This is a genomic window from Aeribacillus sp. FSL W8-0870 (assembly GCF_037963755.1).
Lineage (GTDB): Bacteria > Bacillota > Bacilli > Bacillales > Aeribacillaceae > Aeribacillus > Aeribacillus composti.
In genome coordinates this window covers 2,879,330-2,905,409 of record NZ_CP150165.1, presented here as the reverse complement: position 1 = coordinate 2,905,409, position 26,080 = coordinate 2,879,330, and the positions used below count along the sequence as shown (strand labels likewise).

Sequence of the window (26,080 nt, the reverse complement as noted above, 5' to 3'; positions counted from 1 at the left end):
ATGATGAAAGTTGTAGTACAACGAGCAAGGAATGCAAATGTCAAAGTAGATGGACAAGTTGTTGGTTCGATTGAGTTCGGTTTAATGGTGCTAGTCGGTGTTACACACGAGGATACGGAAAAAGATGCAGAGTTTTTAGCGGATAAAGTGGCCAATTTGCGCATATTTGAGGATGAAGAAGGGAAAATGAATTTATCTCTTTTAGATGTTGGGGGCGAAGTTTTATCCGTCTCCCAATTTACTCTGTACGGCGATTGTCGGAAAGGAAGAAGGCCAAATTTTATGCAAGCAGCCAAACCGGATATTGCTGAAAAACTATATGAATCTTTCAACGACAAACTGAGAGAAAAAGGCGTACGTGTTGAAACGGGTTCTTTCGGAGCGATGATGGCTGTTGAATTTACAAACGTTGGCCCAGTAACATTGATTATCGAAAGCAAATAAAAAGGGCTTGTCTAAAAAGTCCATAAAAACAGAGCGAATGGAGAAAACAATGAGTTTTTCCATTCGCTCTGTTTCCTTATTTTTGAAATTGGTTTGGGAATTTGCGGCCCATTTCAGTATGTTGTGGGCCATTGCCACAATCCCGAATTCTGTTCGGACTTTATGAAGCCCCCGTAACAGAAATCGAGTGAAACGCAAATTGCCCTTGATGTTACCGAACACACTTTCGACATCCACTTTACGCTTCGCATAAAGAGCTGCCTTTTGTTCGTCACCAAGAGCTGCTTTGGCTTTCGCTTTCATTTCTTCATAAATCGTGTTCCAATATACTCGACGATTTCCTTTGGCTTTCGTACACCCATTCTTCAACGGGCAATCCGTACAATCTTCACACTCGTACACTTTCAAATCTTGTATGTATCCAGATGCATTTTTTCTTTTTTGATAATACTTGAATACGACTTTCCGATTGTTCGGACAGATAAAGCAATCGTCTTCTTCGATGTATTTCCAGTTTTGTACTTTTGATAAATCCTTTTTAAACTTTTTACTTTGTTCCTTCAAATAGGTTTGGTATGGGGCTAATAATTCAAAACGAGGTTCTTTTTCTTCGCCAATCGCATATAAATAGTTTTCTTCACTCGCATATCCTGCATCGGCAATGACATACTTGAGTTTCTTTTCCTTCGGCATCGATTCCAATAACTTTTCCATAAATGGTTGGAAACAGCGAGTATCTCCTGGATTTTGATAAATTTCAAATCCCACGATAAATTGATGTTGTGTGGCGAGTTGAACATTATAACCCGCCTTGAGTTGGCCGTTTTTCATATGGTCCTCTTTCATTCGCATAAAAGTGGCCTCATGGTCGGTTTTCGAGTAGCTATTTCGTTCACCTAGAATCTGTTTTTGTACTTTGTATTTTCGTAATCGTGGAAGATAATCCGTTTGAATCGTTTTCAGTTGTTTGGTGAGTTGGGATTTTTTAGAGCGAAGTTCTTTTTTTCTTTCTTTGTCTTCTTCCTGTTTATAATCTTTTTCCAAAGCTTCTATTCTCTCAGAAAGTTGTGCCGATGATTTTTCTAATTCTTCTTCTAATTGTTCTTCTTTTAATTCCTCCAAGGCGATTTGGTGCGCTTCTTGTAGAAACGATTGAATTTTGGCTCGTAGTTTCTGATCATATTTTTCTACGGATTTTCGCCATACAAACGTATATTTGTTGGCATTCGCTTCTATTTTCGTACCATCCACAAAAATATGGTCGAGGTCGATAAGTCCTTGTTCTACTAGTTGAAGGACAAATTGTTCAAATACAGAATCCATCATGTTTGACATACGAACACTACGAAAATCATTTATTGTGCGATGGTCAGGGGTTTGCAATCCCGCCAACCACATCATCGGAAGATTTTCTTTCACCATTTGCGCTATTTTCCGACTTGAATAAACATTTTGAGTGTACGCATATAAAATCACTTTCAATAACATTTTAGGGTGATAGGGTGCACGACCCCCACCAACATAATGAGTATACAACACTTCATCCGGAATCGATTCCACCATTTCATCCACTAAACGGGCGACATGATTTTCAGGAATATACATTTCGATATCTAAAATGCTCATGACTTGACGATTGCAATAAGGTTGGAAAACTAGTTTTTTGCGTTTCTTATTCTTTTGAACCTCTATTTTTTGAATACCCTCTAGAGTCATTTCTAATTGCGTGTTATAATTTTCTTGAATAGTCATTTGATTATTCATAAGAAATCGTCCTTTCTGTAGAATGTTTTTTGGTCAATTTCATTCTATAAAAAAGGACGATTTTTTTGTACCCTAAAAACAGAAAAAAGGGCTGAGCCCAAGGTCGATTCAATCGACTTTTCGGACAGCCCCTTTTTATGAGTTTACAGTAGATGAGCAAAATCACTAACATAAATTTACATCGAAACAAAAAAGGAGACATGAACCCGATTCCTTGGTTAGAATAGATGTGCCAACAAACCATTCACACAAGGAGGTTCATGTCTCATGAATAGATTAGCACATCATCAAGGAATCCACAAGTTTTTCACGATGTTGGGGTTGGCACTTTATTTTTCAAAACCTGTCATGAAGCATCTCGTTCATATCGTGGATGCGATGATCACGAAAGGCTTTTCTGGAACGTTGACCGATCTTCATCATTGGAGCTTTCACCCCAATCATCGAACGACACTCAGCCATTTTTTCACGAAAAGCCCTTGGGATGAAGAGACGCTGCTTGGCAAACTCCAGCAATGGATGCTTCATCGTGTCGAACGGATCGCCAAACAGAAAAATCAACCCCTTTTTGTTTCGATCGATGATACGATTTGCCAAAAAATCAAGCCTTCGTCACGGGCAACGCACGCCATTCAAGGGTGTGATTGGCACTATTCTCACACAGAGAAAAAGTCGATCTGGGGACATTCTCTTGTTTGGCTCATGGTTCATACGATGACCCAGGCTTTTCCCTTTGCGTTCCGCCTCTACGACAAGGCGGCTGGGAAAAGCAAGGGGGAACTCGCGATCGAGATGCTTTCTTCTTTGGATGTACGCCGTCCCGTTTATGTGCTGATGGATTCGTGGTATCCATCGCAAGCGCTCGTGGAAGCCTGTCTGAAAAAAGGATTTCACGTCATCGCGATGCTCAAAACGAACCGGATTCTCTATCCGAAAGGCATCGCCATCCAAGCCAAACAGTTTGCCCGCTATATCGAACCGAACGACACCCATCTCGTCACGGTGGGAGAAGAGCGTTATCGCGTGTATCGCTACGAGGGATCGCTGAAAGGTCTCGATGATGCCGTTGTGTTGTTGGCTTGGAAAGCCGATCAGCCGATGACACCCGAACATCTTCACTGCGTCTTGAGCACCGACCGGGAGCTAAGCGATGAAGAGATCTTGCGCTACTATGCCCAACGTTGGTCGATCGAATGCTTTTTTCGACAAGCGAAAGACCAGCTGAAGCTCGATGGGTACCGCGTTCGTCAACGTCGGGCGGTGAAACGGTATTGGATCTTGGTGCAACTCGCTTATGTGTACAGTATGGTCGAGTCCAACCGGGATTTCTCTACTGGGCTTGATCTTCTCCGAACGAAGAAAGGGCATAGTCTCGTCGAGTTCATTTACCATGCAGCGAAGCAAGATATTCCCATTGATGTTGTCAAAAAACAGCTCCATGTGGCATAAGGGGTACCCTGTTTGTCTCTTTTGGTATGGTAATTATTGTTATGAAAATTGCTCATCTACAGGAGTTTACATATTTGACGACCGCTTTATAAATCGCTTGTGAGATTTTCTCTTGGTAAGCGTTTGTGCTGACTGTCCACTCTTCCATAGGATTGCTCAAAAAACCTAGTTCAAGCAAAGCAGCAGGACGTTTATTTTCACGCAGCACAAAATAATTTCCAAATTGAACACCGCGGTTTCTTAAATTGACATGCCTCACCATCTCTTTGTGAATTACATTTGCTAATGCTTTATCCTTTGCAGAATTGTAATAAAAAGTTGTGATTCCATTTGCGCTTGGAATGATTGAGCTATTATAATGGATGCTCACAAAGGCGTTTGCGTTGTTTTTTACAGAAATTCCTACACGGGATTGCAGGCTGATATATGTATCGTCGCTTCTAGTTAAAACTGCATTTACACCTGCTCTTTTTAATTTGTTGTACACAAGTTTAGCTGTTTTTAAGGTTAAATGTTTTTCCAGCGTCCCTCTGACACCGATCGTCCCGCTGTCATAGCCTCCGTGGCCCGGATCGATAATGACTTTTTTACCGTTTGACGGTATGCTTGTCCCTTTATTGGAATTGTTTTCGCTTGTTGTTGTGACGACCCAGCTTGCTACATAAGCTGTTTGACCGTTTCGGAGCTGAATTTTATACCAATTATTATAAATCCCTACAATTGGAAAAGTCTGCCCTTTGTTTCCTCTTTGAACAATTTTTGCAGAAGTGGAAGGTGCACTGCGCAAATTTGTTCCGTCGTATAAAAGGACAACTGATTGAGCGCCGTTTGTTTTCTTTGAGCCAGCTTCGATATATCTTTTGGATGCCCAGCCTGTTTTGTTTTTCGCATATCTAATTTGATACCAATCTCCGTTTGCACCTATGATTTCTACCTCTGTTCCTTTTTTAATGGTACCGACAATTTTTGAGTGTAAAGACGGACCGCTTCTAACATTTAACGAACTGGCTGTAATCCTTCCTTTTTGCGGGGAAGTGCTGCTGCTTTTAGCTGCTGCTTTGGTAATATATTGCTTCGACACCCACCCCGTCACATTGTTGTAGCGAATGTTATACCAATTGCCTTGTTCCGAAATGATTTCAACTTTCATGTTTTTTGTCAGCTTGCCGGTAATTGATGATTGTGCATTTGGTTTTGAACGAACATTTAATATAGTGGCTGTAACCGTACCGAGGCTATGCTTCTGATTCGAAGGAGTTTTGCTTGCTGCTGGAGCTACATATGCAGAAGAGACCCATCCTTGCCGGCCATTATAGGAAATTTTCACCCATTTCCCCTGTTTCATCAACACATGCGCTTTTTCCCCTTTAGGAAACTGTCCAACAACTTTATAGTTTGTCCCGGGGCCAGAACGGATTCTTAACCCGGTAGTCGTAGAAACGACATAATCCTTTTTTTGAAGCTCGGTTTCTACTGAAAGAAGCCAATCGGCTACCCACCCGGAAGAGCCCTGTTTTAATTGAATTTTCACCCAATCTCCTTTCCTTGCGACAATCGGGTATTTTTCACCGTACCGAACGCTTTTCATTACGGGATAGCTTAAACCGGGACCTGTCCGGACATTTACTTTATCTTGCTTAATGACTGCATTTTGCGTATCCGCTTGGGCTGAATGAAAAACTGGAGCGGTAGAAGTAAAAAGCAGTGAAAGCAACAGAACGATTAAAAAGCATTTTTTTCGCAATGGCCATGCTCCTTTCACATTCATGCAAAAAACTATTTCTATTTTATTTCGGCATTTCCTTTTTTACATTGAGTATTTTTTCATTTTTTTGCGGGAAGACTAAGACGCAAATTCTGATGAAAAAGAAAGGGGAAAAATATGCGGTCCAGTGAAAAACATTCTTTCTCCGCATCAATTTTTCATGACCAGTTTGGTATTTCTTTCAGTGATCGTACGATGCAGGATATTTTAATAGAGGTTTCGTTTGAGCATGGTTTAAATCAAGAGGAGGCGAAAAAGCTCCGTGATCGGCTCAGCCGTTCTTGACATGACACAGTATTGTTCGTATGATAATATAAAATTCTAGATTTAAAAATAACGTACATAAACAACCGATGACGGAGACAAGTAGCTGGGATGCACATGGACAGAGAGGAAAGGCCTTAGGCTGAAAGCCTTTCCCCATGATCGCTTAGTGAAGAACACTCCGGAGGTTTTCCTCTGAAAGGTGTAAAAGTAGGAGGAAACGTAAATAGGCGTTAACTTTTAAGTGGAAGCATTGCTTCAATTAGGGTGGCACCACGGGAGACTCTCCCGTCCCTACGGGAATCGTCAGGGGACGGGTTTTTTTATGGAATTTATTTTATAAGTGGAGGAGAATCGACAATGGCTTTTCAAATCCCGCGAGGTACACAGGATATTTTGCCGTCGGAGGCTTCAAGATGGCAATATGTTGAGAAAAAAGCTAGGGAAATATGCCGTCTTTATCGCTTTCAAGAAATTCGAACCCCCATTTTTGAACATACGGAATTATTTCAAAGGGGTGTAGGCGAATCAACCGATATTGTCCAAAAAGAAATGTACACTTTTTCCGACAGGAAAGGAAGAAGTTTAACATTAAGACCGGAAGGAACGGCAGCAGTCGTTCGCGCTTTTGTTGAAAAGAAAATGTACGCAGATCCGAACCAGCCTGTAAAGCTTTTTTACATCGGTCCGATGTTTCGGTATGAAAGACCGCAATCAGGGCGTTTTCGGCAATTTGTTCAATTCGGTGTGGAGGCTCTCGGCTCGGACGACCCTGCGCTGGATGCTGAAGTTATTTCTTTGGCGATGGCGTTTTATCAATCGCTCGGCTTAAAAAAATTGAAGCTTGTCATTAACAGTTTGGGAGATCAAGAGAGCAGAGCTGCACATCGTGCTGCTTTAGTCAACCATTTTAAGCCGAGAATTGGAGAATTTTGCTCTGATTGCCAAAAGCGGCTTGAGCAAAATCCGTTAAGAATACTTGATTGTAAACAAGACCGCGAGCATGAATTGATGAAAAGCGCCCCTTCCATCATTGACTTTTTAAACGATGAATCAAAGCAATATTTTGATCAAGTGTTAAAATATTTAACGGAGCTTGGCATTGAGTATGAAATCGATCCAAATCTCGTCCGCGGATTGGATTATTATAACCATACAGCATTTGAAATCATGAGCAATGCGGAAGGGTTTGGGGCGATTACGACTTTATGCGGCGGCGGAAGATATAACGGCTTGGTCGAAGAAGCCGGAGGGCCAAGCACGCCGGGGATCGGCTTTGCTTTAAGCATTGAACGCCTGTTAGCAGCAATTGATGCTGAAAACATCGCTCTTCCGATTGAAAAAGGTCTAGATTGTTATATTGTGGCACTGGGAGATCGGGCGAAGGAACGGTCGGTATCTCTATTGCAGGAAATGCGGAAAGCCGGCATTTCTGCAGACAAAGATTATGAAAATAAGAAAATGAAAGCACAACTGAAGCAAGCGGACAGGCTTCAAGCCAAATTTGTCATCATCATAGGTGATGAGGAATTAGAAAAAGGGGTGGCGAACGTAAAAAACATGGCAACAGGCGAACAAGATGCGGTGGCATTTGAACGACTTGCAGAGTATATAAAAGAGAGAAAGTAAAGGAGAGTATGTAGGATGTTTGGACGTTCGTATTATTGTGGAGAAATTTCCGAAAAAGCAATCGGCGAAAAGGTCGTTTTAAAAGGATGGGTGCAAAGACGCCGCGATTTAGGAGGACTTATTTTTATCGACTTGCGCGACCGGACAGGAGTTGTCCAAATTGTTTTTAATCCTGAAGTTTCAAAGGAAGCGTTAGAAATAGCTGAGAAAATCCGCAGCGAGTATGTATTGGACATTGAAGGCGAAGTGGTGAAAAGATCGGAAGAGACGATTAATCCGAACATTCGAACAGGAAAAGTGGAAGTGGTTGTTCAATCGGTAACCATTTTAAACAGCGCCAAAACTCCTCCTTTTTCACTTGCGGATCAAAAAGCGGACATTTCGGAAGAGGTTCGTTTAAAATACCGTTATTTAGATTTGCGCCGTCCAGTCATGTTTGAAACGTTAAAAATGCGGCATCAAATTACGAGAGCGATTCGCAACTTTTTGGATGAAAATGGATTTATTGATGTGGAAACCCCCATTTTAACAAAAAGCACACCGGAAGGAGCACGGGACTATCTTGTCCCTTCTCGCGTCCATGAGGGGGAATTTTATGCGCTCCCGCAATCGCCGCAAATATTCAAACAGCTTCTAATGGTTTCAGGATTTGATAAATATTATCAAATTGCAAGATGCTTCCGCGATGAGGATTTGCGCGCAGACAGACAGCCGGAATTTACCCAAATAGATATAGAAACTTCTTTTATGAGCCAAGAAGATATTATGAATCTAACCGAAAAGATGATGGCTCATGTGTTAAAAGAAGTGAAAGGAATCGAGCTTACTCTTCCATTCCAACGCATGCCATATGATGAGGCGATGGCGCGCTTTGGGTCGGACAAGCCGGACGTTCGATTCGGCCTGGAGCTTGTTGATGTATCTGAAATTGTGAAAAACTCCGCTTTCAAAGTTTTCAGTCAAGCAGTTGCAGGTGGAGGGCAAGTAAAGCTAATCAATGTAAAAGGAAAAAAAGACGAATTTTCACGCAAAGATCTAGATGCTCTCCAAGAGTATGTTCACAATTATGGAGCGAAAGGTTTGGCTTGGCTTAAAGTAGAAGAAAATGAAGTAAAAGGCCCAATTGCAAAATTTCTATCAGAAAATGAACAAAATAGTATTTTGCAAGCAGCTGAAGGACAGAATGGAGACTTGCTTCTGTTTGTTGCCGACAAGCCGAATGTTGTTGCTGATTCGTTGGGGGCTCTCAGATTAAAACTAGGAAAAGATTTAGGGCTGATCGAAGAAGATAAACTTGAATTTTTATGGATTACGGATTGGCCGCTCGTTGAATATAATGAAGAAGACGGCCGCTATTATGCATTGCATCATCCGTTTACTATGCCGTTTCGTGAGGACTTGGAGTACTTTGAGAAAGACCCTCTCAAAATGCGGGCTCAAGCATATGACTTAGTGTTAAATGGATATGAACTTGGCGGAGGGTCGATTCGGATTTTTGAAAAAGACGTTCAAGAAAAGATGTTCAAACTTCTTGGTTTTACAGAGGAACAAGCAAGAGAACAGTTCGGATTTTTGCTGGAAGCCTTCGAATACGGTACGCCGCCGCATGGTGGAATTGCACTAGGATTGGATCGGATTGTAATGCTTTTGGCAGGAAGAACAAATTTACGGGATACGATTGCCTTTCCGAAAACAGCAAGTGCGAGCTGTTTGTTAACGGAGGCACCAAGCCAAGTAAGCAAAGAGCAATTGGATGAACTGCATCTTGAAGTGAAACATAGCTCAAGGTAATAATTTCCATTATTTGTTTTTTATCTTGAAATCTCATGCTAATTATGATATTCTTTATTCAAAATTTAAGTCCTGATGTGTGCGTCGTACACCTAGTTTTGACCGAACAACGATTTAAATGGGAGCCCGGAGTTTCTAAAGTGAGTAAATGCCTCATATGCATATGGCACGAGGACTTACAAAGCTTTAGAACAGGGCACCCACCTGCTGAGAGCGGGTTCAAAACGAAGGAAACGGCGACGGCACAATTGGGACTTTTTTAGTTTGTACACTGAATTTTGACAAATTGGAGTGATTTTTTTTGCTTCATCAGTTTTCCCGAAATGAACTAGCGATTGGAAAAGAAGGTTTACATAAATTGAAAAACAGCTCCGTAGCCGTTTTAGGGGTTGGCGGAGTTGGATCTTTTGCCGTCGAAGCTCTTGCACGATCAGGCATCGGGCGATTGATTTTGATCGATAAAGATGATGTCGATATTACGAATATTAACCGGCAAATCCATGCGCTTTTGTCGACAGTTGGAAAACCGAAAGTGGATTTAATGAAAGCAAGAATTGCTGACATTAATCCGGATTGTGAAGTAATTGCATTAAAAATGTTTTACACGGAAGAGACGTATGAAGACTTTTTTAAGCTAAACCCTGACTATGTGATTGACGCCAGCGATACGATCAGCTATAAAATTCATTTAATGAAGGAATGCCTGAAACGGAATATTCCTATTATTTCAAGCATGGGGGCAGCCAACAAAACGGATCCAACCCGTTTCCGAGTAGCAGATATTTCAAAAACACATACAGATCCGATTGCCAAAGTGATTCGAACGAAACTGCGAAAAGAAGGGATCCGAAAGGGAATTCAAGTCGTATTTTCTGATGAACGCCCTGTTGTTATTAGAGAAGATGTCAGAAAAGAAGTCGGCAATAACGAATCAACGATCCGCAAAGCAAAAATGCCCCCGTCATCAAATGCCTTTGTGCCATCCGTAGCCGGATTGATTATGGCTGGTCATGTGATTAATGAATTGCTGAAGGATATAAAAATTTATCGTGTCGGCGACGACGATTAAAAAATGGGGGTGTCAAATAAGCCGTTTTTCGGCTTATTGACGCCCCCTTTTATTTACGTTTTCCATGGGGTTTTGACATTTTGGACAATCCTATTTATATTTCCAAGATGACGCGGACATGACCGCAGCTTCCTATTCGTCCTTTTCTTTTTTCTTTTTCTCGATATTTTCATATATTTGCGCTAAAGCCTGCTCGAATTTGCCCGTTCTTTTTGGCTTGTAATATTTTTTATGCTTGATGGGGTCAGGCAAATATTGCTGGTTTACCCAGCCTGATTCATAATCGTGCGGATATAAATAGTTCACTCCTCTGCCAAGCTGCTTTGCTCCTTTATAATGAGCATCCCGCAAGTGGGAAGGGACCTCGCCTGTCACTCCTGAGCGAATGTCGGCTAAAGCTGCATCAATCGCTTTATAAGCAGAGTTTGATTTAGGGGATAAACATAGTTCAATCACCGCATTGGCCAAAGGGATGCGTGCTTCGGGAAAACCGATGCGCTCAGCTGCTTCTATAGCCGAAAGAGTTCTAGGTCCCGCTTGCGGATTTGCAAGACCAATATCTTCATAGGCGATGACCGTTAAACGCCTTGCAATCGAAGAAAGATCCCCTGCCTCAATTAATCTGGCCAAATAGTGAAGCGCTGCGTTTACATCGGACCCGCGAATAGACTTTTGAAAAGCAGATAAAACATCGTAATGATGATCTCCGTCTTTATCGTGGGAAAAGCTCTTTTTTTGCATGCACTCTTCAGCAATTTCAACCGTAATGCAAATGTTCCCATTCTCATCTTCCTTTGTTGATAAAACGGCGAGTTCTAATCCATTTAACGCCGCACGCACATCTCCGCCGGAGCTTTCGGCAAAATGTCTTAGAGCTTCGTCGCTGATTTGAACAGGAAAGTCGCTCAGTCCTCTTGGGTCTGTAAGAGCTCTTTTCAGGGCAATCATAATGTCATCTGGAGAAAGAGGGTGCAATTCGAAAATTTGACAGCGGCTCCGAATCGCCGGGTTAATGGCATGATACGGATTGCTTGTCGTTGCACCGATTAAAATAATCATGCCGTTTTCTAAATATGGAAGCAAAAAATCTTGTTTCCCTTTATCAAGTCTGTGCACTTCATCTAAAATGAGAATGATTTGCCCTGACATTTTTGCTTCTTCTACAACAATTTCCATATCTTTTTTATTGTGGACAACCGCATTCAGCTTTCGAAAAGGCGTGTTAGTGCTGCCTGCTATTGCAGTTGCAATAGATGTTTTTCCGATTCCAGGAGGTCCGTATAAAATCATCGAGCTTAAATATTTAGCTCGCACCATTCGTTCAATAATCTTTCCTTTTCCAACTAAATGTTCTTGTCCAATAATATCTTCTATTTTGGTTGGACGCATTCTATACGCTAAAGGTTCCATTTTATCGCTCCCAAATAAAAATCATATCATCTCATTTACCCACTAATAAAATAATATGCTATAATGTCTTAAGTTTAAAGTAGAACCAAGATGGTGAAAATCTTGAAAAAAACTAAAAAATAGGAGTGTAGAAACGTGAGAATTTCAACGAAAGGACGCTATGGTTTAACGATTATGATTGAATTGGCGCGAAAGTACGGAGAAGGACCGACATCTTTGAAAAGTATTGCACAATCTCATGATTTATCAGAGCATTATTTGGAACAATTAATTGCTCCTCTCCGCAATGCCGGACTTGTCAAAAGCATTCGCGGAGCTTATGGCGGATATATTTTAGCGAACGATCCGTCCAAAATAACGGCTGGTGACGTTATCCGTGTGTTGGAAGGACCGATCACCCCTGTTGAAGGAATTGAAGATGAACCGCCTGCTCAAAGGCATCTATGGTTAAAAATCCGCGATGCGGTGAAGGACGTTCTTGACAACACGACACTTGATGATTTAGCAAGCCATACAGGAGATAATGAGCAGGACGCTTACATGTTTTACATTTAAAGTCGGGAGGAATTAAATTTGGAACGGATATATTTGGATCATGCGGCAACATCGCCAGTCCATCCCGCAGTTTTGGATAAAATGACAACCTTTATGAAGGATTATTTCGGCAATCCGTCTAGCATCCATTCTTTTGGCAGAGAAAGCAGACGAGAAGTGGATGAGGCTCGAGAGCTCCTTGCCAAAAGTATTCATGCCGACCCAAAAGAAATCATATTTACTAGCGGAGGAACAGAAGCAGATAATTTAGCGGTGATTGGAACAGCGCTTGCTAATAAAGAAAAAGGAAACCATATTATCACAACAGAAATTGAGCATCCGGCTGTCCTCCAATCTTGCCGCTATCTAGAAAAAAACGGATTTCACGTTACGTATTTGCCTGTCAATCAATCGGGAGTTATTTCTGTCGAGGATCTTAAAAAAGCTTTAAAAGATGAAACGATTCTTGTCACAGTCATGTATGGAAATAATGAAGTAGGTGCCTTACAGCCTATTTCAGAAATAGGAAGCTTATTACAAAACCATCAAGCGTATTTTCATACCGATGCAGTTCAAGCATACGGACTCGTTCCAATTGATGTTCGCGAGCTGAATGTCGATCTGCTGTCGGTTTCCGGTCATAAAATAAATGGGCCGAAAGGGATCGGTTTTTTATATGCAAAAGCTGGGGTGAAATTCACTCCGCGCATGCATGGCGGTGAGCAGGAATTGAAGAGAAGAGCCGGAACGGAAAATGTTCCAGCGATTATCGGGTTTGCGGAAAGCGCAAAAATTGCAGAACAAACAAGAAAGGAAAAAACAGAGCAATATGTGCATTTTAAACAAATCATGATCGATGTGTTTGAACAAGAGGGCATTTCCTTCGCTGTGAACGGCTCGATTGACAACAGCTTGCCTCATATATTAAACGTTTTTTTTCCGGGAACAAACGTTGAATCGCTACTTGTCAACCTCGATTTGGCGGGAATTGCGGCATCAAGCGGATCAGCTTGTACAGCAGGATCAGTTGAACCGTCGCATGTGCTCGTTTCAATGTTTGGCAAAAATTCAAAAGAAATAACTTCATCGGTTCGATTCAGCTTCGGCTTAGGAAATACGGAGGCACAAATTGAATCGGCTGCCAAAAAAACAGCCGAGATTGTTAAAAGGTTAACGTCAAAATAGAAAGAGGTGAGAGAGATGGAAAAGGCGCCGCATGAAACAAGAGTCGTAGTCGGGATGTCTGGCGGAGTAGATTCATCTGTAACTGCTTTGCTCCTAAAAGAACAAGGGTACGAAGTCATCGGGGTCTTTATGAAAAATTGGGATGATACGGATGAAAACGGCGTATGTACGGCAACGCAAGATTATGATGATGTAATCCGTGTATGCAATCAGCTTGGGATTCCTTATTATGCAGTGAATTTCGAAAAAGAGTATTGGGATAAAGTGTTCACTTACTTTTTAGAGGAATATAAAGCTGGAAGAACGCCAAATCCCGATGTCATGTGCAATAAAGAAATTAAATTTAAAGCATTTTTGGAGCATGCAGCTGACTTAGGCGCGGACTATATCGCAACAGGCCATTATGCACGGGTAAAATACCGCAATGGTGTGTACAAATTGCTCAGAGGAAAGGATCCAAACAAAGATCAAACGTATTTTTTGAATCAGCTGAATCAGAAGCAGCTGTCAAAGGTCATGTTCCCCATCGGGCATCTTGAAAAAAAAGAAGTTAGAGAAATTGCGGAAAAAGCAAACTTGGCAACAGCAAAGAAAAAAGATTCAACAGGCATCTGCTTTATTGGCGAGCGGAACTTTAAAGAATTTTTAAGCCAGTATTTACCTGCTCAACCCGGCAAAATGGAGACGTTGTCTGGTGAGGTAAAAGGGAAGCATGACGGGCTTATGTATTATACGATCGGTCAACGCCATGGACTCGGAATAGGAGGAAATGGCGATCCTTGGTTTGTGGTTGGAAAAAATTTGAAAAATAATATTTTATATGTTGAACAAGGATTTCATAATGAACATTTATATTCAGACTCCATTATCGCAACAAATGTAAACTGGATAACCGGTGTAAAACCAACAGATGAGCTTGTTTGCACCGCAAAATTTCGCTACCGCCAGCCTGATCAGCCGGTAAAAGTGAAAATGATCGGTGATCAAACTGCACAAATTTCGTTTGAACAGCCGGTCCGTGCCGTTACACCAGGACAAGCTGTCGTTTTTTATAATGGAGAGGAATGTCTGGGAGGCGGCATTATCGATAAAGTATTTCGCAACGGCGAAAAACTGTGGTATGTCGGTTAAAGAGATAAGCTGTACCGATCGGAATGAGATTTGTTAACTTGGCGCAGCCTCTTTGCCTTTGGATGTGAAAGGATGAAATGGATGCATAAAAATCAACTGGCTTTAGAAGCAATAAAAGAAGGGAAATGGGAAGAAGCAGCGAAATATTTTGCAGAAGCATTGGAAGAAAATCCAAACGACCCTGTGTTATACGTAAATTTTGGGAATTTGCTTGCCTCTTCAGGTGATGCAGAAAGAGCATTGAAATTTTATGAAAAGGCGATTGAGATTGATAAAGGGACGGCTACTGCGTATTACGGCATTGGAACCGTTCATTATAATGCGGGAGATTATCATAAAGCGAAAACATTTTTTGATCAGGCGGAAAAGTATGGGCTTGCTCATAAAGATGTCTATTTTATGCTTGGAATGTCTCTTTACCAGCTTGAACAGCCCCGTCTTGCACTTCCATATTTTTTGCGGGCGGTTGAGCTGGATGAACAAGACGCCAGCGCTCACTTTCAATATGGTTTATGTTTAGCACAAGCAGGCCACATTCAAGAAGCAAAAAAAGAGTTTGAAAAAACGATCGACCTCGATCAACATCACGCAGATGCTTATTATAATTTAGGTGTTGCGTACGCATTTGAAGAAAATAGAGAAGAAGCTTTAAAAATGTTTGATATGGCGCTTTCCATTCAACCGGATCATTTGCTTGCGGGCAACGGGAAAAGGCTGTTAGAAGAAATGATTTAAACGAAATTAGGAGGAAAGAGGATGGGCGGTCAACAGGAGAGTTTGTTTCATGAGGAAAGTACTCCTTTTGTTCGCGGAGCCATTAAACATATTGTGTTCCAGAATGAGCAAAATTTTTATACTGTTATTAAAGTGAAAATTGAAGAGACGAATGAACAGTTTGAGCAAGATCAAGTGACCGTGACGGGTTTTTTTCCTCTTCTCCAATTACATGACAGCTATACGTTTTTTGGCGCGAAAAAATACCACCCAAAATTCGGCGTACAATTTCAAGCTGAGCGTTTTCAAAAGGAGCTTCCAACTACGAAAGAAGGAGTTATTCAATATTTATCAAGCGGGCTTTTTAAAGGAATCGGCAAAAAAACAGCGGAAGCGATCGTGAATGAACTGGGCGAACATGCGATTTCGATTATTTTGGAGGATCCCGATTCATTAAAAAGAGTGAAGAAGCTTTCAAAGGAAAAAGCCAAAATACTGGCTGAAACACTGAAGGAACATCAAGGTTTAGAAGGGGTTTTAATCGGATTAAATCAGCTTGGCATTGGGCCTGCACTTGGGATGAAAATTTATCAGCTATATCGGGAGGATACGCTTAAAATCATTCAAAAAAACCCATATCAATTGGTGGAAGATATTGAAGGGATCGGCTTTATTCGAGCGGATGAAATTGGGAGAGAACTTGGGATCTCCGGCAATCATCCCGACCGGCTGAAGGCGGCTTGTTTGTTCACTATTGAACAAGATGCTGTAAAAGAAGGACATGTATATGTTACAAAAGTTCAGCTGATGGAAAAAGCGAAAAAATTGCTCACCCAAAATGGAGAAGACATATCTGATCAGGATATTGAAAGAATCATTCTTGAATTGGAAGAAGATCGAAAAATTATCGTCGAGGAAGATCGAATTTATTTACCCTCTCTTTACTATGCTGAAGTGGGACTTGCCAATAACATTGAAGAAATTTTAACCCAAAACCAATTTCAAGATATGTTTCCTGAATCAGAATTTTTGCTGGAGTTAGGAAAACTGGAAGAAAAAATGAATGTTCAGTATGCCCCCTCTCAAAAAGAAGCCATTCAGCGGGCTATTCATTCGCCGATTCTTTTGCTGACCGGCGGGCCTGGAACGGGAAAAACAACCGTTATCAAAGGCATCGTTGAAATTTATGCGAACCTCCATGGCCTTTCATTGAACCCAAAAGAATATCAAAAGAAGGAAGAGCCGTTTCCCATTGTACTGGTGGCACCTACTGGACGAGCTGCAAAAAGAATGGCAGAAGCAACCGGTCTTCCTGCCGTCACAATCCACCGCCTTTTAGGATGGAATGGTTCAGAAGGATTTGAACACAATGAGGATCATCCGATTTCTGGAAAGCTTCTGATTGTTGATGAAGTATCAATGGTTGATATTTGGCTCATGCATCAATTGTTTAAATCGCTTCCTTCGGACATACAAATTGTTCTTGTTGGAGACGAACACCAACTTCCGTCCGTTGGACCCGGCCAAGTGCTTCGCGATTTGATTCAATCCGGACGAATCCCAGTTGTTACGCTGACAGATATTTATAGACAAGCAGAAGGATCTACAATTATTGATTTGGCCCATTCAATCCGCCAAGGAACTCTTCCAGCGAACCTTTTGCAAACGACACAAGACAGATCGTTTATTCCTTGTACAACATCACAAATAAAAGAAGTTATAACGAGAGTAATTGAGAACGCTTTGAAAAAAGGATATTCTGCGAAGGATATACAGGTGTTGGCACCGATGTACAGAGGGATTGCCGGCATTGATCAGTTGAATGAAATGCTTCAGGAAATGTTAAACCCCCCTTCAAAAGAAAAAAGAGAGATCAAGCATGGCAACGTTATTTACCGAATTGGGGACAAAGTGCTGCAGCTCGTCAATCAGCCTGATCAAAACGTGTTTAATGGCGATATTGGGGAGATTGTTTCTATTTTTTACGCAAAAGAAAATGTCGAAAAAGAAGATATGGTGGTCATTTCTTACGACGGTATCGAAGTAACCTATACGAAGCAAGATTTTAATCAGTTTACTCATGCTTACTGCTGCTCCATCCATAAAGCGCAGGGAAGCGAATTTCCGATTGTCATTTTGCCGGTAGTAAAAGGCTACTTTCGGATGTTGAGAAGAAATTTGATTTATACAGCTGTTACAAGGAGCAAGCAATTTTTAATTATGTGCGGAGAATGGGAAGCGTTAAAAATGGGAGTATACAACAATCAGGAGTCGATGAGGCAGACAACCTTAAAAGAGAGGCTGAAAACGTCTGAACTTGCCGAGCTGAAAGAGGAGCTTCCTTTTCCACTAGAAGATGCCAACATTGGGATGGAGAACATCACTCCATATGATTTTATGGAAGAGGGCGAAGGATAATAAATTTGTTCCTTTCCATAAGATCGATAACGATTGACAGATGATGCTACAAACAGGGGACAAATTGTTTAAGCATAAAAAGCATGCTTTATAGAGACGTATAATTTTTTTGAAAATGGTAACAAATAGTAGTGTGCATAGCGAGAATATACCGGATTAATAAATAATTAAATAAATGAATAAAGAAGGTGTCCCTGTTTGTTTACATGTCCGAATTGTAAAAGCAAAGATATTGGAAAAATCGGAGTCAATCAGTATTATTGTTGGCATTGTTTTATTGAGCTTACCGTTACAAAAGGCATTATTCACACACATCAAGTAGAAGAAGACGGAACATTAAGTTCTTTAGATGACTTGTTTCCTGAAGAAGATCGTGCGATTTGAGGCGCCTAAAATGGGCGCCTTCATGCATATTTTCGTGAGCATTCCTCAAAATAATAAGAGGAGGGATGCGGGATGAATGAGCGAGAGCGGAAATGGCTTTTCCGAATCATTTTTTTTCTCATTTTATCATTGTTTGTATATATGGTTCTTCAGCTAAAAGTCATTTGGTTTCCTATTTTCAAAATGTTAAAAGCTGTTTTAATTCCTTTTATGCTTTCCGGCTTCATTACCTACTTGCTTCATCCCGTAGTGGAAAAACTTTACCGTTCAGGTGTTCCAAGAACATGTTCGATTCTCATCATCTATTTTATTTTTTTCGGAGGAGTCGGTTTTAGCTTTTATAAAGGTGTCCCAATTTTTGTTGAACAAATGAAAGACCTTTCCGAAAATATCCCTATGTTTACAAAATATTACCAAAGCTGGACGGATAAAATTCATGACGGAACAACCAATTTACCTGGAGAAATTCATCATCGAATTGAATCTTTTATTGCTGGAATGGAAACATCCGTCGCTGCCTTTCTTGAACGGATGCTTTCAAGCATGAAGTCAATTATTGATTATGCTGTTATTATTGGTGTCATTCCCTTTCTCGTTTTTTATATGTTGAAAGATTATGAGAAAATGAAAAAGGCCATTTGGTACTTCACCCCGAAGAAATGGAGACGTGAAGGGAGACGTTTTTTAGAAAACGTCGATGAGTCGCTCGGAAGTTATTTGCGGGGGCAACTATTTGTTTGTTTTCTGATCGGGCTGGCGGCTTCGATTTTGTTTTGGCTGTTTAAAATTAAATATCCGTTAATTTTAGGGACGATTATCGGAATGACCAATATTATTCCTTATTTCGGTCCATTTATCGGTGCGGTTCCTGCTTTGATGGTCGCTGCGACGCTCTCCATTAACAAAATAATTGTAGTGCTTTTCATCATTTTTGGGCTGCAATTTATTGAAAGTAATATTCTTGGCCCTTTCATCGTTGGGAAAAGCCTGCATATGCATCCGATGGTGATTATTATGGCGCTCTTGGCGGGCGGAGAAATCGGCGGAGTGATCGGTTTAATTTTAGCTGTGCCTTTTATCACTGTTCTGAAAGAGATATTGCTGCATATCATCCGTCTGAGGAAAGCGCATTGACAAGCGATTTTTCCTTGTCTATAATTCGTGTTAGACATGGAATAAGTGCATGAAAGCGATGACGAATCGAGTATGTTGCAGTCCATCTTAAAAGAGAGGGGCTTCCGAGGCTGAAAGAAGCTCTAGATGAAGGGCAACAGAACGCTAATTCTGAGTGCAGGCAAAACCTGACGAAAATGCCACGTTACGGCAAATGAAGGTGATGAGCAATTGGCTCATAATCAGGGTGGTACCGCGAGTAACTCTCGTCCCTGTGTAAATCAGAGCATTTACATAGGCGAGAGTTTTTATTTTGCGAGAAAAATGAAGACATTTTAGGAGGAATGCCATGAAAAAGCTCACTTCAGCACAAGTTCGTCAAATGTTTTTAGATTTTTTTAAGGAAAAAGGACATTCGGTTGAACCGAGCGCTTCTTTAATTCCGGTTGATGATCCGTCACTATTGTGGATCAACAGCGGTGTCGCAACATTGAAAAAATATTTTGACGGAAGGGTTGTTCCTGAAAATCCGAGAATTACTAACGCACAAAAATCAATCCGAACAAACGATATTGAAAATGTCGGAAAAACAGCACGCCATCATACATTTTTCGAAATGCTCGGAAATTTCTCAATCGGCGACTATTTTAAAGAAGAGGCGATTGAATGGGCATGGGAATTTTTAACAAGCGAAAAATGGATTGGCTTCGACCCAAATAGATTATCAGTTACTATTCATCCGGAAGATGAAGAGGCGTATGACATTTGGAAAAATAAAATCGGGTTGCCGGAAGAACGAATTATCCGTTTGGAAGGGAATTTCTGGGATATTGGTGAAGGGCCAAGCGGACCAAATACTGAAATATTTTATGATCGTGGAGAAGAATTTGGAAACGATCCAAATGATCCGGAACTTTATCCCGGTGGTGAAAACGAACGCTATTTGGAAGTTTGGAATCTTGTTTTTTCTCAATTTAATCATAATCCTGATGGAACTTACACTCCGCTTCCAAAAAAGAATATTGATACAGGCATGGGCTTAGAGCGAATGGTTTCTGTCATTCAAAATGCGCCGACCAACTTTGACACAGATCTCTTTTTACCGATCATTCAAGCTACCGAAAAGATTTCGGGGGAAGCTTATCGAACCGACAAAGAAAAAGATGTCGCTTTTAAAGTGATTGCCGACCATATCCGCACGGTTACATTTGCTGTTGCAGACGGTGCGCTACCTTCTAATGAAGGCAGAGGGTATGTACTTCGCCGTCTTATCCGCAGAGCGGTTCGGTATGCAAAAACGATCAACATAGACCGCCCGTTTATGTATGAATTAGTTCCGGTTGTAGCGGAAATTATGAACGATTACTATCCGGAAGTAAAAGAAAAAGCATCCTTTGTTCAAAAGGTAATTAAAAATGAGGAAGAGCGTTTCCATGAGACTCTCCATGAAGGGCTTGCCATTTTAGCGGATGTAATCAAAAAGCAGAAAGGACAGGGTAGCCGAATAATTCCAGGCGAAGATGTGTTTCGGCTTTACGACACATACGGTTTTCCAGTGGAATTGACGGAGGAATACGCACAAGATGAAGGCATGGAGCTGGATTATGAAGGCTTTGAACGAGAAATGGAGCATCAAAAAGAACGTGCAAGAAAAGCCAGACAGGATGTCGACTCGATGCAAGTGCAAAGCGGAATTCTTGTGGAATTAAAAGAGGAAAGCAAATTTGTCGGCTACAATACCCTGGAAGCAAATGCACGGGTGCTTGTGATCATAAAAGATGGGGAATTAGTCGATCAAGCCGAGAGCGGGGAAGAGGTCCAAATTATATTGGACGAGACGCCTTTTTATGCTGAAAGCGGAGGTCAAATTGCTGACAAAGGAATCATCAAAAATGATGATGTGGTCTTAAACGTAAAAGATGTGCAAAAAGCGCCGAACGGCCAACACTTGCACCGGGCTGTCATCGAAAAAGGCGTTTTGACAAAAGGAGCAGCAGTTTACGCTTCCGTTTGTGCAGAGTCTAGAAAATCCATCGTGAAAAATCATACAGCGACACATTTGCTGCACCAAGCGCTGAAGGACGTGCTGGGCGTACATGTCAACCAAGCTGGATCGCTTGTTGCTTCCGACCGTCTCCGTTTTGACTTTTCACATTTTGGACAAGTTTCAACAGAAGAGCTGGAAGAAATTGAGCGAATTGTAAATGAGAAAATTTGGGAAAGCATTCCAGTCTCTATCGAGCACATGCCTCTTGACGAAGCGAAAGCGATGGGCGCGATGGCTTTATTTGGAGAAAAATACGGAAAAATTGTTCGCGTTGTTCAAGTAGGCGATTATTCGCTTGAGCTTTGCGGCGGATGCCATGTAACAAATACAGCGGAAATCGGACTGTTTAAGATTGTTTCCGAAACTGGAATTGGTGCAGGAACCCGCCGAATTGAAGCGGTGACAGGAAAAGAAGCGTACCGGTTTATGAATGAACAATATTTATTGTTAAAGGAAATTGGGGCAAAACTGAAAGCTAATGTAAAAAATCTGCCGGAGAGAATTGACAGTCTGCAGCAAGAAATAAAAGAACTACAGCGGGAAAACGAATCTCTTACGATGAAGCTTAGCAATCTGGAAGCGGGGAACATCGCTGAAAAAGCGGTAACGATCAACGGTGTAACAGTTCTTGCGGAAAAAGTTCAAGTGAAAGATATGAACAGATTGCGCGGCATGGTCGATGAACTGAAGCAAAAGCTCGGCTCGGCTATTGTTGTGCTAGCAACGGTATCAGACGGAAAAGTAAATTTAGCAGCCGGCATCACAAAAGACTTAGTTGACAAAGGGTTCCATGCTGGAAAATTAATTAAGGAAATTGCAAGCCGCTGTGGAGGCGGCGGCGGCGGAAGACCTGACATGGCTCAAGCGGGAGGAAAAAATCCTGAACGGTTAGCTGAAGCTCTTCGTTTTGTCGAAGACTGGGTGAAATCCGTTTCATAAATTCCAGTCATAGTGTAAAATGGATGTAGACAAGCAGATTCGCTTTTTAGTCTAGGAAAGAGGTGCAAAAATTGAGTTCCTTCGATAAAACGATGAAGTTTAATTTTTCAGAAGAACCTGTTGAGACAAATGTCAAGGAAGTTCTAAGTGCCGTATACAATGCACTGGAAGAAAAGGGTTATAATCCGATCAATCAAATCGTCGGCTATTTGTTGTCCGGAGATCCTGCTTACATTCCTAGACATAACGGCGCACGCAATCTGATTAGAAAAATTGAACGAGATGAATTAATTGAAGAGCTTGTAAAATTTTATTTGAAAAACAACCGTGAGGAATAAAATGCGAATCATTGGGTTAGACTTAGGTTCAAAAACATTAGGAGTTGCGGTAAGCGATGAGCTGGGATGGACTGCTCAAGGTGTGGAAACGATCAGCATAAATGAAGATGAAGGCGAGTTCGGGATTCAAAGACTCGCTGAACTGATAAAGAAATACGAGATAGAAAAAATAGTAGTCGGGTATCCGAAAAATATGAACGGCACCGTTGGACCAAGGGGAGAAGCAAGCGAGCGCTTTGCCACGCTTTTGAAGGAGCAGTTTCAGCTTCCGGTCATTTTATGGGATGAGCGCCTTTCGACGATGGAAGCCGAAAGATTTCTCATTGAGGCGGATGTAAGCCGGCGAAAAAGACGGCAAGTCATTGATAAAATGGCTGCGGTGATTATTTTGCAAAGTTATTTGGACAGTCAACAATAAATTGAGGTGAAATAAGTGGAAGGTGAAAAACATATTACCGTTATTGATGAAAACGGTAATGAACAACTATACGAAATTTTGTTTACGTTTAATTCGGACGAATTTGACAAATCTTACGTTCTTTATTATCCGATCGGCATCGATGATGAGGAAGACGAAGATGGAATAGAAATTCATGCAGCAAGCTACATTCCCAATGAAGACGGTGAGGGCGGAAAGCTGGAGCCTGTGGAAACCGATGAAGAATGGGAAATGATCGAGGCCGTTTTAAATACATTTTTAGAAGAGGAATAAGCACCGTTTTGCGGTGCTTTTTTTGTTGAGGTGATTTACATCCAAATGAAAAAAACAATTTCTTCCTATAAAAAAATGGAGATTTTTGACGAATAAATGCGTGTATGTAGTATAATAATCGGGACGGAAGGAGGATGAATTGATGGCGGATTCGGATTCGAATAAGGAATTTTTGGATAAGAAACTCCAAGAAAAACTGCATATAGCGAAAATTGTTCGAAAAACTGTGTTAACTGTCCTGATTGCCTTTGTTGTTATATTTGCTGGAGTGATTGGCGGCGGGTATTTATATGTGCGATCTGCATTAAAGCCTGTTGATCCGGATAATAAGGAACCTGTAAAGGTACAAATTCCGATTGGATCTTCCGTATCGCAAATTGCTTCTATTTTAGAAAAAAATGACATCATTAAAAGTGCGATCGTGTTTAAATATTACGTGAAATTTAAAAATGAATCAGGGTTTCAAGCAGGAAATTATCAATTTCATCAATCGATGACGATTCAAGAAATCGTTGAACGCTTAAAAAAAGGCGAATTAATGGGAGAAGCAGCTATTAAATTGACGATCCCGGAAGGATTGCAACTATCAGAAATTGCTGACATCATCGCCAAACATACTCCCTATTCAAAAAAAGAAATTATGAACCAATTAACAAACCAACAGTTTATCAAACAAATGCAAAAAAAGTATCCTAATACAATAACAGATGACATTTTCAACGGACGTATAAAATATGCATTGGAAGGATATTTGTATCCGGCTACTTATTCGTTTTATGAGGAATCTCCTCCGTTGTCGGAAATCATTGAAACAATGATTAAAAAGACAGATGAAATGCTTGTTCCTTATAGAAACAAAATGAAAGAGCTGAGTCTTTCCACTCATCAATTTTTAACATTAGCGTCTTTAGTGGAGGAGGAAGCGACGGAAAAAGCCGACAGGGAAAAAATAGCCAGCGTTTTTTACAATCGTTTAGAAAAGAACATGCCTCTCCAGACAGATCCAACCGTTTTATATTCATTAGGAAAGCATAAGGAGCGCGTATACTATAAAGATTTAGAAGTCAATTCTCCCTATAACACATATAAAAATAAAGGACTTCCGCCGGGGCCGATTGCCAATGCTGGCAAGCAGTCACTAGATGCTGTAGCAAATCCTGCCGATACAAACTATTTTTATTTTCTCGCAACGAAAGAAGGGGAAGTTATATTTACGAAGACGCTGGATGAGCATAACAAAGAAAAAGCTAAGCATATTACGGAAAAGGATTAAAGGTTTGCGATTCGCATTCCTTTTTCTTTTATGTTAAAATATATCGAGCTAAAAAAACAAACTTGAAGAGTTCGAACAGAACTCTTCTTTGATTAAGGGAGTTTTTTAGGAGTGTCCATTTTGCCAAACAAAAAAATCGAGGAATATTTAGCAAATTTTTCTACTAACAAAGATGAAAAATTAGTTCAATTAGAAGCATATGCAAAAGAGCAGAAGGTGCCGATTATGGAAGAGCGGGCGCTGTCTGTCATGCTTCATATTTTAAAGCTCCATCAGCCGAACAAAATATTGGAAATTGGGGCGGCGATCGGCTATTCGGCGATTCGGATGGCAAAAGCGTTGCCGAACACAAAAATTGTAACGACTGAAATAGATCCTAATCGATTTGAACTAGCGGAACAAAATATTCGAGCTTGCGGTCTTGAAAATCAAATTACCATTTATCACGGTGATGCTCTAGAAATCGTACAGGAAGTCAAGCTTGACGGTCCGTTTGATGCGCTCTTTATCGATGCGAGCAAAGGGCAATATAAACGTTTTTTTCAAGCATATGAACCTTTGCTGTCAAAAAGAGCGGTCGTTTTTTCGGATAATGTTCTTTTTAAAGGACTAGTCGCTGAAGAAATGATAGAATCAAAAAGGTTAAAATCTTTAGCGAAGAAAATTAAAGAATATAATGAATGGCTAATGAATCAGTCCGAATGGGATACCGTTATTATTCCGATAGGCGACGGATTAGCCTTCAGTATAAAAAGGGGTGAAGGGGAATGAAAAAACCCGAACTGCTCGTCACACCTGTAAATGTCAAAAATATTGAGAGCCTTTGCAAAGCTGGCGCAGATGCTTTTATCATCGGCGAACAGCGTTATGGCTTAAGGCTTGCAGGGGAATTTCATCGAAAAGATGTATTAGATGCGATTGACCTTGCCCATCAATATGGAAAAAAAGTATACGTTGCAATGAATGCAATTTTTCATAATGATAAAGTAGACGAGCTTGCAGATTATGTAAAATTTGTTCATAATGCGAAGGCAGATGCGATTGTATTCGGTGATCCAGCTGTGTTAATGACTGTTAGGGAAGTTGCTCCGGAGATGAAGCTCCATTGGAATACGGAAACAACCGCGACCAACTGGTATGCATGCAACTATTGGGGAAGGAAAGGCGCCAAGCGTGCAGTACTAGCTCGGGAGTTAAGCATGGAAGCTGTCATTGAAACGAAAGAGCATGCAGAAGTGGAAATAGAAGTCCAAGTCCACGGAATGACGTGCATGTTTCAGTCCAAAAGATCTCTTATCGGCAATTATTTTGAATATCGTGGGAAAGCGATGGAAATTCACAATTATAAATACGGCAAAAATATGTTTTTGCATGATAAAGAGAGAAATAACAAATATCCAATTTTTGAGGATGAAAATGGAACCCATATTATGAGTCCGAATGATATTTGCATCATTGACGAGCTGGAGGAACTGGTTGATGCAGGAATTGATTCTTTTAAAATAGATGGCGTGCTGAAAACTCCGGAATATATTGTAGAAGTGACGAAAAAGTATCGGAAGGCGATCGATTTATGCGCTGAGGATCGAGAGCAATATGAAAATGTTAAAGACAAGCTGTACGCTGAAATTGAGGAAATACAGCCGCCAAACCGCCCGTTGGATACAGGATTTTTCTTTAAAGAGACCGTTTATTAAAAAAACGTTA

The 26,080-nt window shown here is 40.9% G+C and carries 22 protein-coding genes, 1 other RNA gene, 1 pseudogene and 2 other annotated features; of the genes and pseudogenes, 21 read left to right on the top strand and 3 right to left on the bottom strand.

Features of this window, described 5'->3' with window-relative positions:
- Positions 1-3 precede the first annotated feature (3 nt).
- A complete protein-coding gene (dtd, locus tag NSU02_RS14150; RefSeq protein WP_063387981.1) occupies positions 4-444 on the top strand; it encodes a D-aminoacyl-tRNA deacylase in 441 nt (146 codons plus the stop codon).
- Positions 445-606: 162 nt separating this feature from the next.
- Here the strand turns inward: dtd and NSU02_RS14145 are convergent.
- A pseudogene (locus NSU02_RS14145) lies at positions 607-2,007 on the bottom strand (IS1182 family transposase); the annotation flags it as partial.
- 468 nt (positions 2,008-2,475) lie between these two features.
- Here NSU02_RS14145 and NSU02_RS14140 point away from each other — a divergent pair.
- On the top strand, positions 2,476-3,657 hold the full coding sequence (locus tag NSU02_RS14140; protein WP_339192808.1) for an IS701 family transposase: 1,182 nt from the start codon (positions 2,476-2,478) through the stop codon (positions 3,655-3,657).
- Positions 3,658-3,709: 52 nt separating this feature from the next.
- On the opposite strand, the gene NSU02_RS14135 is transcribed toward NSU02_RS14140, so the two are convergent.
- On the bottom strand, positions 3,710-5,401 hold the full coding sequence (locus tag NSU02_RS14135; protein WP_339193156.1) for an SH3 domain-containing protein: 1,692 nt from the start codon (positions 5,399-5,401) through the stop codon (positions 3,710-3,712).
- A 138-nt stretch (positions 5,402-5,539) separates the two neighbouring features.
- Between NSU02_RS14135 and NSU02_RS14130 the strand changes: the two genes are divergently transcribed.
- The 5 genes from NSU02_RS14130 (at position 5,540) to NSU02_RS14110 (ending at position 10,175) form a co-directional block, all read left to right on the top strand.
- Complete coding sequence (locus tag NSU02_RS14130; protein WP_158640147.1) at positions 5,540-5,707, top strand: hypothetical protein; 168 nt, start codon at positions 5,540-5,542, stop codon at positions 5,705-5,707.
- A 59-nt stretch (positions 5,708-5,766) separates the two neighbouring features.
- Positions 5,767-5,985 (top strand) — a binding site (T-box leader).
- Positions 5,986-6,046: 61 nt separating this feature from the next.
- Positions 6,047-7,315, top strand: coding sequence for a histidine--tRNA ligase (hisS, locus tag NSU02_RS14125; protein ID WP_144596729.1), 1,269 nt, complete (start codon positions 6,047-6,049; stop codon positions 7,313-7,315).
- A 15-nt stretch (positions 7,316-7,330) separates the two neighbouring features.
- Positions 7,331-9,106 (top strand): aspartate--tRNA ligase, encoded by a 1,776-nt coding sequence (gene aspS, locus NSU02_RS14120; RefSeq protein ID WP_066250519.1) that lies wholly within the window; start codon positions 7,331-7,333, stop codon positions 9,104-9,106.
- Between the two features lie 66 nt (positions 9,107-9,172).
- Positions 9,173-9,365, top strand: a non-coding RNA gene (ssrS, locus tag NSU02_RS14115) — 6S RNA.
- A gap of 42 nt (positions 9,366-9,407) precedes the next feature.
- Complete coding sequence (locus NSU02_RS14110; RefSeq protein WP_063387985.1) at positions 9,408-10,175, top strand: tRNA threonylcarbamoyladenosine dehydratase; 768 nt, start codon at positions 9,408-9,410, stop codon at positions 10,173-10,175.
- Positions 10,176-10,307: 132 nt separating this feature from the next.
- On the opposite strand, the gene NSU02_RS14105 is transcribed toward NSU02_RS14110, so the two are convergent.
- On the bottom strand, positions 10,308-11,585 hold the full coding sequence (locus tag NSU02_RS14105) for a replication-associated recombination protein A (protein WP_063387986.1): 1,278 nt from the start codon (positions 11,583-11,585) through the stop codon (positions 10,308-10,310).
- Between the two features lie 135 nt (positions 11,586-11,720).
- Here NSU02_RS14105 and NSU02_RS14100 point away from each other — a divergent pair, with 135 nt between their 5' ends.
- The 14 genes from NSU02_RS14100 to NSU02_RS14035 all read left to right on the top strand — a co-directional run bounded on the left by NSU02_RS14100 (position 11,721) and on the right by NSU02_RS14035 (position 26,070).
- Complete coding sequence (locus tag NSU02_RS14100) at positions 11,721-12,140, top strand: Rrf2 family transcriptional regulator (RefSeq protein ID WP_063387987.1); 420 nt, start codon at positions 11,721-11,723, stop codon at positions 12,138-12,140.
- A gap of 18 nt (positions 12,141-12,158) precedes the next feature.
- Positions 12,159-13,304: a cysteine desulfurase family protein gene (locus NSU02_RS14095; RefSeq protein ID WP_063387988.1), complete on the top strand. Its 1,146-nt coding sequence runs from the start codon at positions 12,159-12,161 to the stop codon at positions 13,302-13,304.
- 15 nt (positions 13,305-13,319) lie between these two features.
- Positions 13,320-14,435 carry a tRNA 2-thiouridine(34) synthase MnmA gene (mnmA, locus tag NSU02_RS14090; protein WP_339193154.1) on the top strand — a complete coding sequence of 372 codons (1,116 nt, stop codon included), beginning with the start codon at positions 13,320-13,322 and terminating at the stop codon, positions 14,433-14,435.
- An 81-nt stretch (positions 14,436-14,516) separates the two neighbouring features.
- Complete coding sequence (locus NSU02_RS14085) at positions 14,517-15,170, top strand: tetratricopeptide repeat protein (protein WP_063388167.1); 654 nt, start codon at positions 14,517-14,519, stop codon at positions 15,168-15,170.
- Between the two features lie 21 nt (positions 15,171-15,191).
- Positions 15,192-17,567, top strand: a complete 2,376-nt coding sequence (locus tag NSU02_RS14080) for an ATP-dependent RecD-like DNA helicase (RefSeq protein ID WP_339193152.1) — start codon at positions 15,192-15,194, stop codon at positions 17,565-17,567.
- A 198-nt stretch (positions 17,568-17,765) separates the two neighbouring features.
- Positions 17,766-17,951 carry a hypothetical protein gene (locus tag NSU02_RS14075; RefSeq protein ID WP_063387991.1) on the top strand — a complete coding sequence of 62 codons (186 nt, stop codon included), beginning with the start codon at positions 17,766-17,768 and terminating at the stop codon, positions 17,949-17,951.
- A 72-nt stretch (positions 17,952-18,023) separates the two neighbouring features.
- Positions 18,024-19,085, top strand: a complete 1,062-nt coding sequence (locus NSU02_RS14070) for an AI-2E family transporter (RefSeq protein ID WP_063387992.1) — start codon at positions 18,024-18,026, stop codon at positions 19,083-19,085.
- Positions 19,086-19,134: 49 nt separating this feature from the next.
- Positions 19,135-19,341: a binding site (T-box leader), on the top strand.
- Positions 19,342-19,413: 72 nt separating this feature from the next.
- Positions 19,414-22,050, top strand: a complete 2,637-nt coding sequence (gene alaS, locus NSU02_RS14065; RefSeq protein ID WP_339193149.1) for an alanine--tRNA ligase — start codon at positions 19,414-19,416, stop codon at positions 22,048-22,050.
- A 71-nt stretch (positions 22,051-22,121) separates the two neighbouring features.
- Positions 22,122-22,388, top strand: coding sequence for an IreB family regulatory phosphoprotein (locus NSU02_RS14060; protein ID WP_063387994.1), 267 nt, complete (start codon positions 22,122-22,124; stop codon positions 22,386-22,388).
- Between the two features lies 1 nt (position 22,389).
- Complete coding sequence (gene ruvX, locus NSU02_RS14055; protein WP_339193147.1) at positions 22,390-22,806, top strand: Holliday junction resolvase RuvX; 417 nt, start codon at positions 22,390-22,392, stop codon at positions 22,804-22,806.
- A 15-nt stretch (positions 22,807-22,821) separates the two neighbouring features.
- Positions 22,822-23,100 (top strand): DUF1292 domain-containing protein, encoded by a 279-nt coding sequence (locus NSU02_RS14050; RefSeq protein WP_063387996.1) that lies wholly within the window; start codon positions 22,822-22,824, stop codon positions 23,098-23,100.
- Between the two features lie 142 nt (positions 23,101-23,242).
- Positions 23,243-24,373 carry an endolytic transglycosylase MltG gene (gene mltG, locus NSU02_RS14045; protein ID WP_339193145.1) on the top strand — a complete coding sequence of 377 codons (1,131 nt, stop codon included), beginning with the start codon at positions 23,243-23,245 and terminating at the stop codon, positions 24,371-24,373.
- Positions 24,374-24,493: 120 nt separating this feature from the next.
- A complete protein-coding gene (locus tag NSU02_RS14040; protein ID WP_339193143.1) occupies positions 24,494-25,144 on the top strand; it encodes an O-methyltransferase in 651 nt (216 codons plus the stop codon).
- Entirely contained in the window at positions 25,141-26,070 is a 930-nt protein-coding gene (locus NSU02_RS14035; protein WP_063387999.1) for a peptidase U32 family protein, read from the top strand. The genes NSU02_RS14040 and NSU02_RS14035 overlap by 4 nt, the downstream gene beginning before the upstream one ends.
- Positions 26,071-26,080 lie beyond the last annotated feature (10 nt).

What these genes read in the sequence shown, in the direction of transcription:
- NSU02_RS14080 (WP_339193152.1), top strand. Translation starts at nt 15,192, where the DNA reads ATGGGCGGTCAACAGGAGAGTTTGTTTCATGAGGAAAGTACTCCTTTT.
- mnmA (WP_339193154.1), top strand. Translation starts at nt 13,320, where the DNA reads ATGGAAAAGGCGCCGCATGAAACAAGAGTCGTAGTCGGGATGTCTGGC.
- NSU02_RS14130 (WP_158640147.1), top strand. Translation starts at nt 5,540, where the DNA reads ATGCGGTCCAGTGAAAAACATTCTTTCTCCGCATCAATTTTTCATGAC.
- NSU02_RS14140 (WP_339192808.1), top strand. Translation starts at nt 2,476, where the DNA reads ATGAATAGATTAGCACATCATCAAGGAATCCACAAGTTTTTCACGATG.
- NSU02_RS14105 (WP_063387986.1), bottom strand. Translation starts at nt 11,585, where the DNA reads ATGGAACCTTTAGCGTATAGAATGCGTCCAACCAAAATAGAAGATATT.
- NSU02_RS14085 (WP_063388167.1), top strand. Translation starts at nt 14,517, where the DNA reads ATGCATAAAAATCAACTGGCTTTAGAAGCAATAAAAGAAGGGAAATGG.
- aspS (WP_066250519.1), top strand. Translation starts at nt 7,331, where the DNA reads ATGTTTGGACGTTCGTATTATTGTGGAGAAATTTCCGAAAAAGCAATC.
- hisS (WP_144596729.1), top strand. Translation starts at nt 6,047, where the DNA reads ATGGCTTTTCAAATCCCGCGAGGTACACAGGATATTTTGCCGTCGGAG.
- NSU02_RS14035 (WP_063387999.1), top strand. Translation starts at nt 25,141, where the DNA reads ATGAAAAAACCCGAACTGCTCGTCACACCTGTAAATGTCAAAAATATT.
- NSU02_RS14070 (WP_063387992.1), top strand. Translation starts at nt 18,024, where the DNA reads ATGAATGAGCGAGAGCGGAAATGGCTTTTCCGAATCATTTTTTTTCTC.
- mltG (WP_339193145.1), top strand. Translation starts at nt 23,243, where the DNA reads ATGGCGGATTCGGATTCGAATAAGGAATTTTTGGATAAGAAACTCCAA.
- ruvX (WP_339193147.1), top strand. Translation starts at nt 22,390, where the DNA reads ATGCGAATCATTGGGTTAGACTTAGGTTCAAAAACATTAGGAGTTGCG.
- alaS (WP_339193149.1), top strand. Translation starts at nt 19,414, where the DNA reads ATGAAAAAGCTCACTTCAGCACAAGTTCGTCAAATGTTTTTAGATTTT.
- dtd (WP_063387981.1), top strand. Translation starts at nt 4, where the DNA reads ATGAAAGTTGTAGTACAACGAGCAAGGAATGCAAATGTCAAAGTAGAT.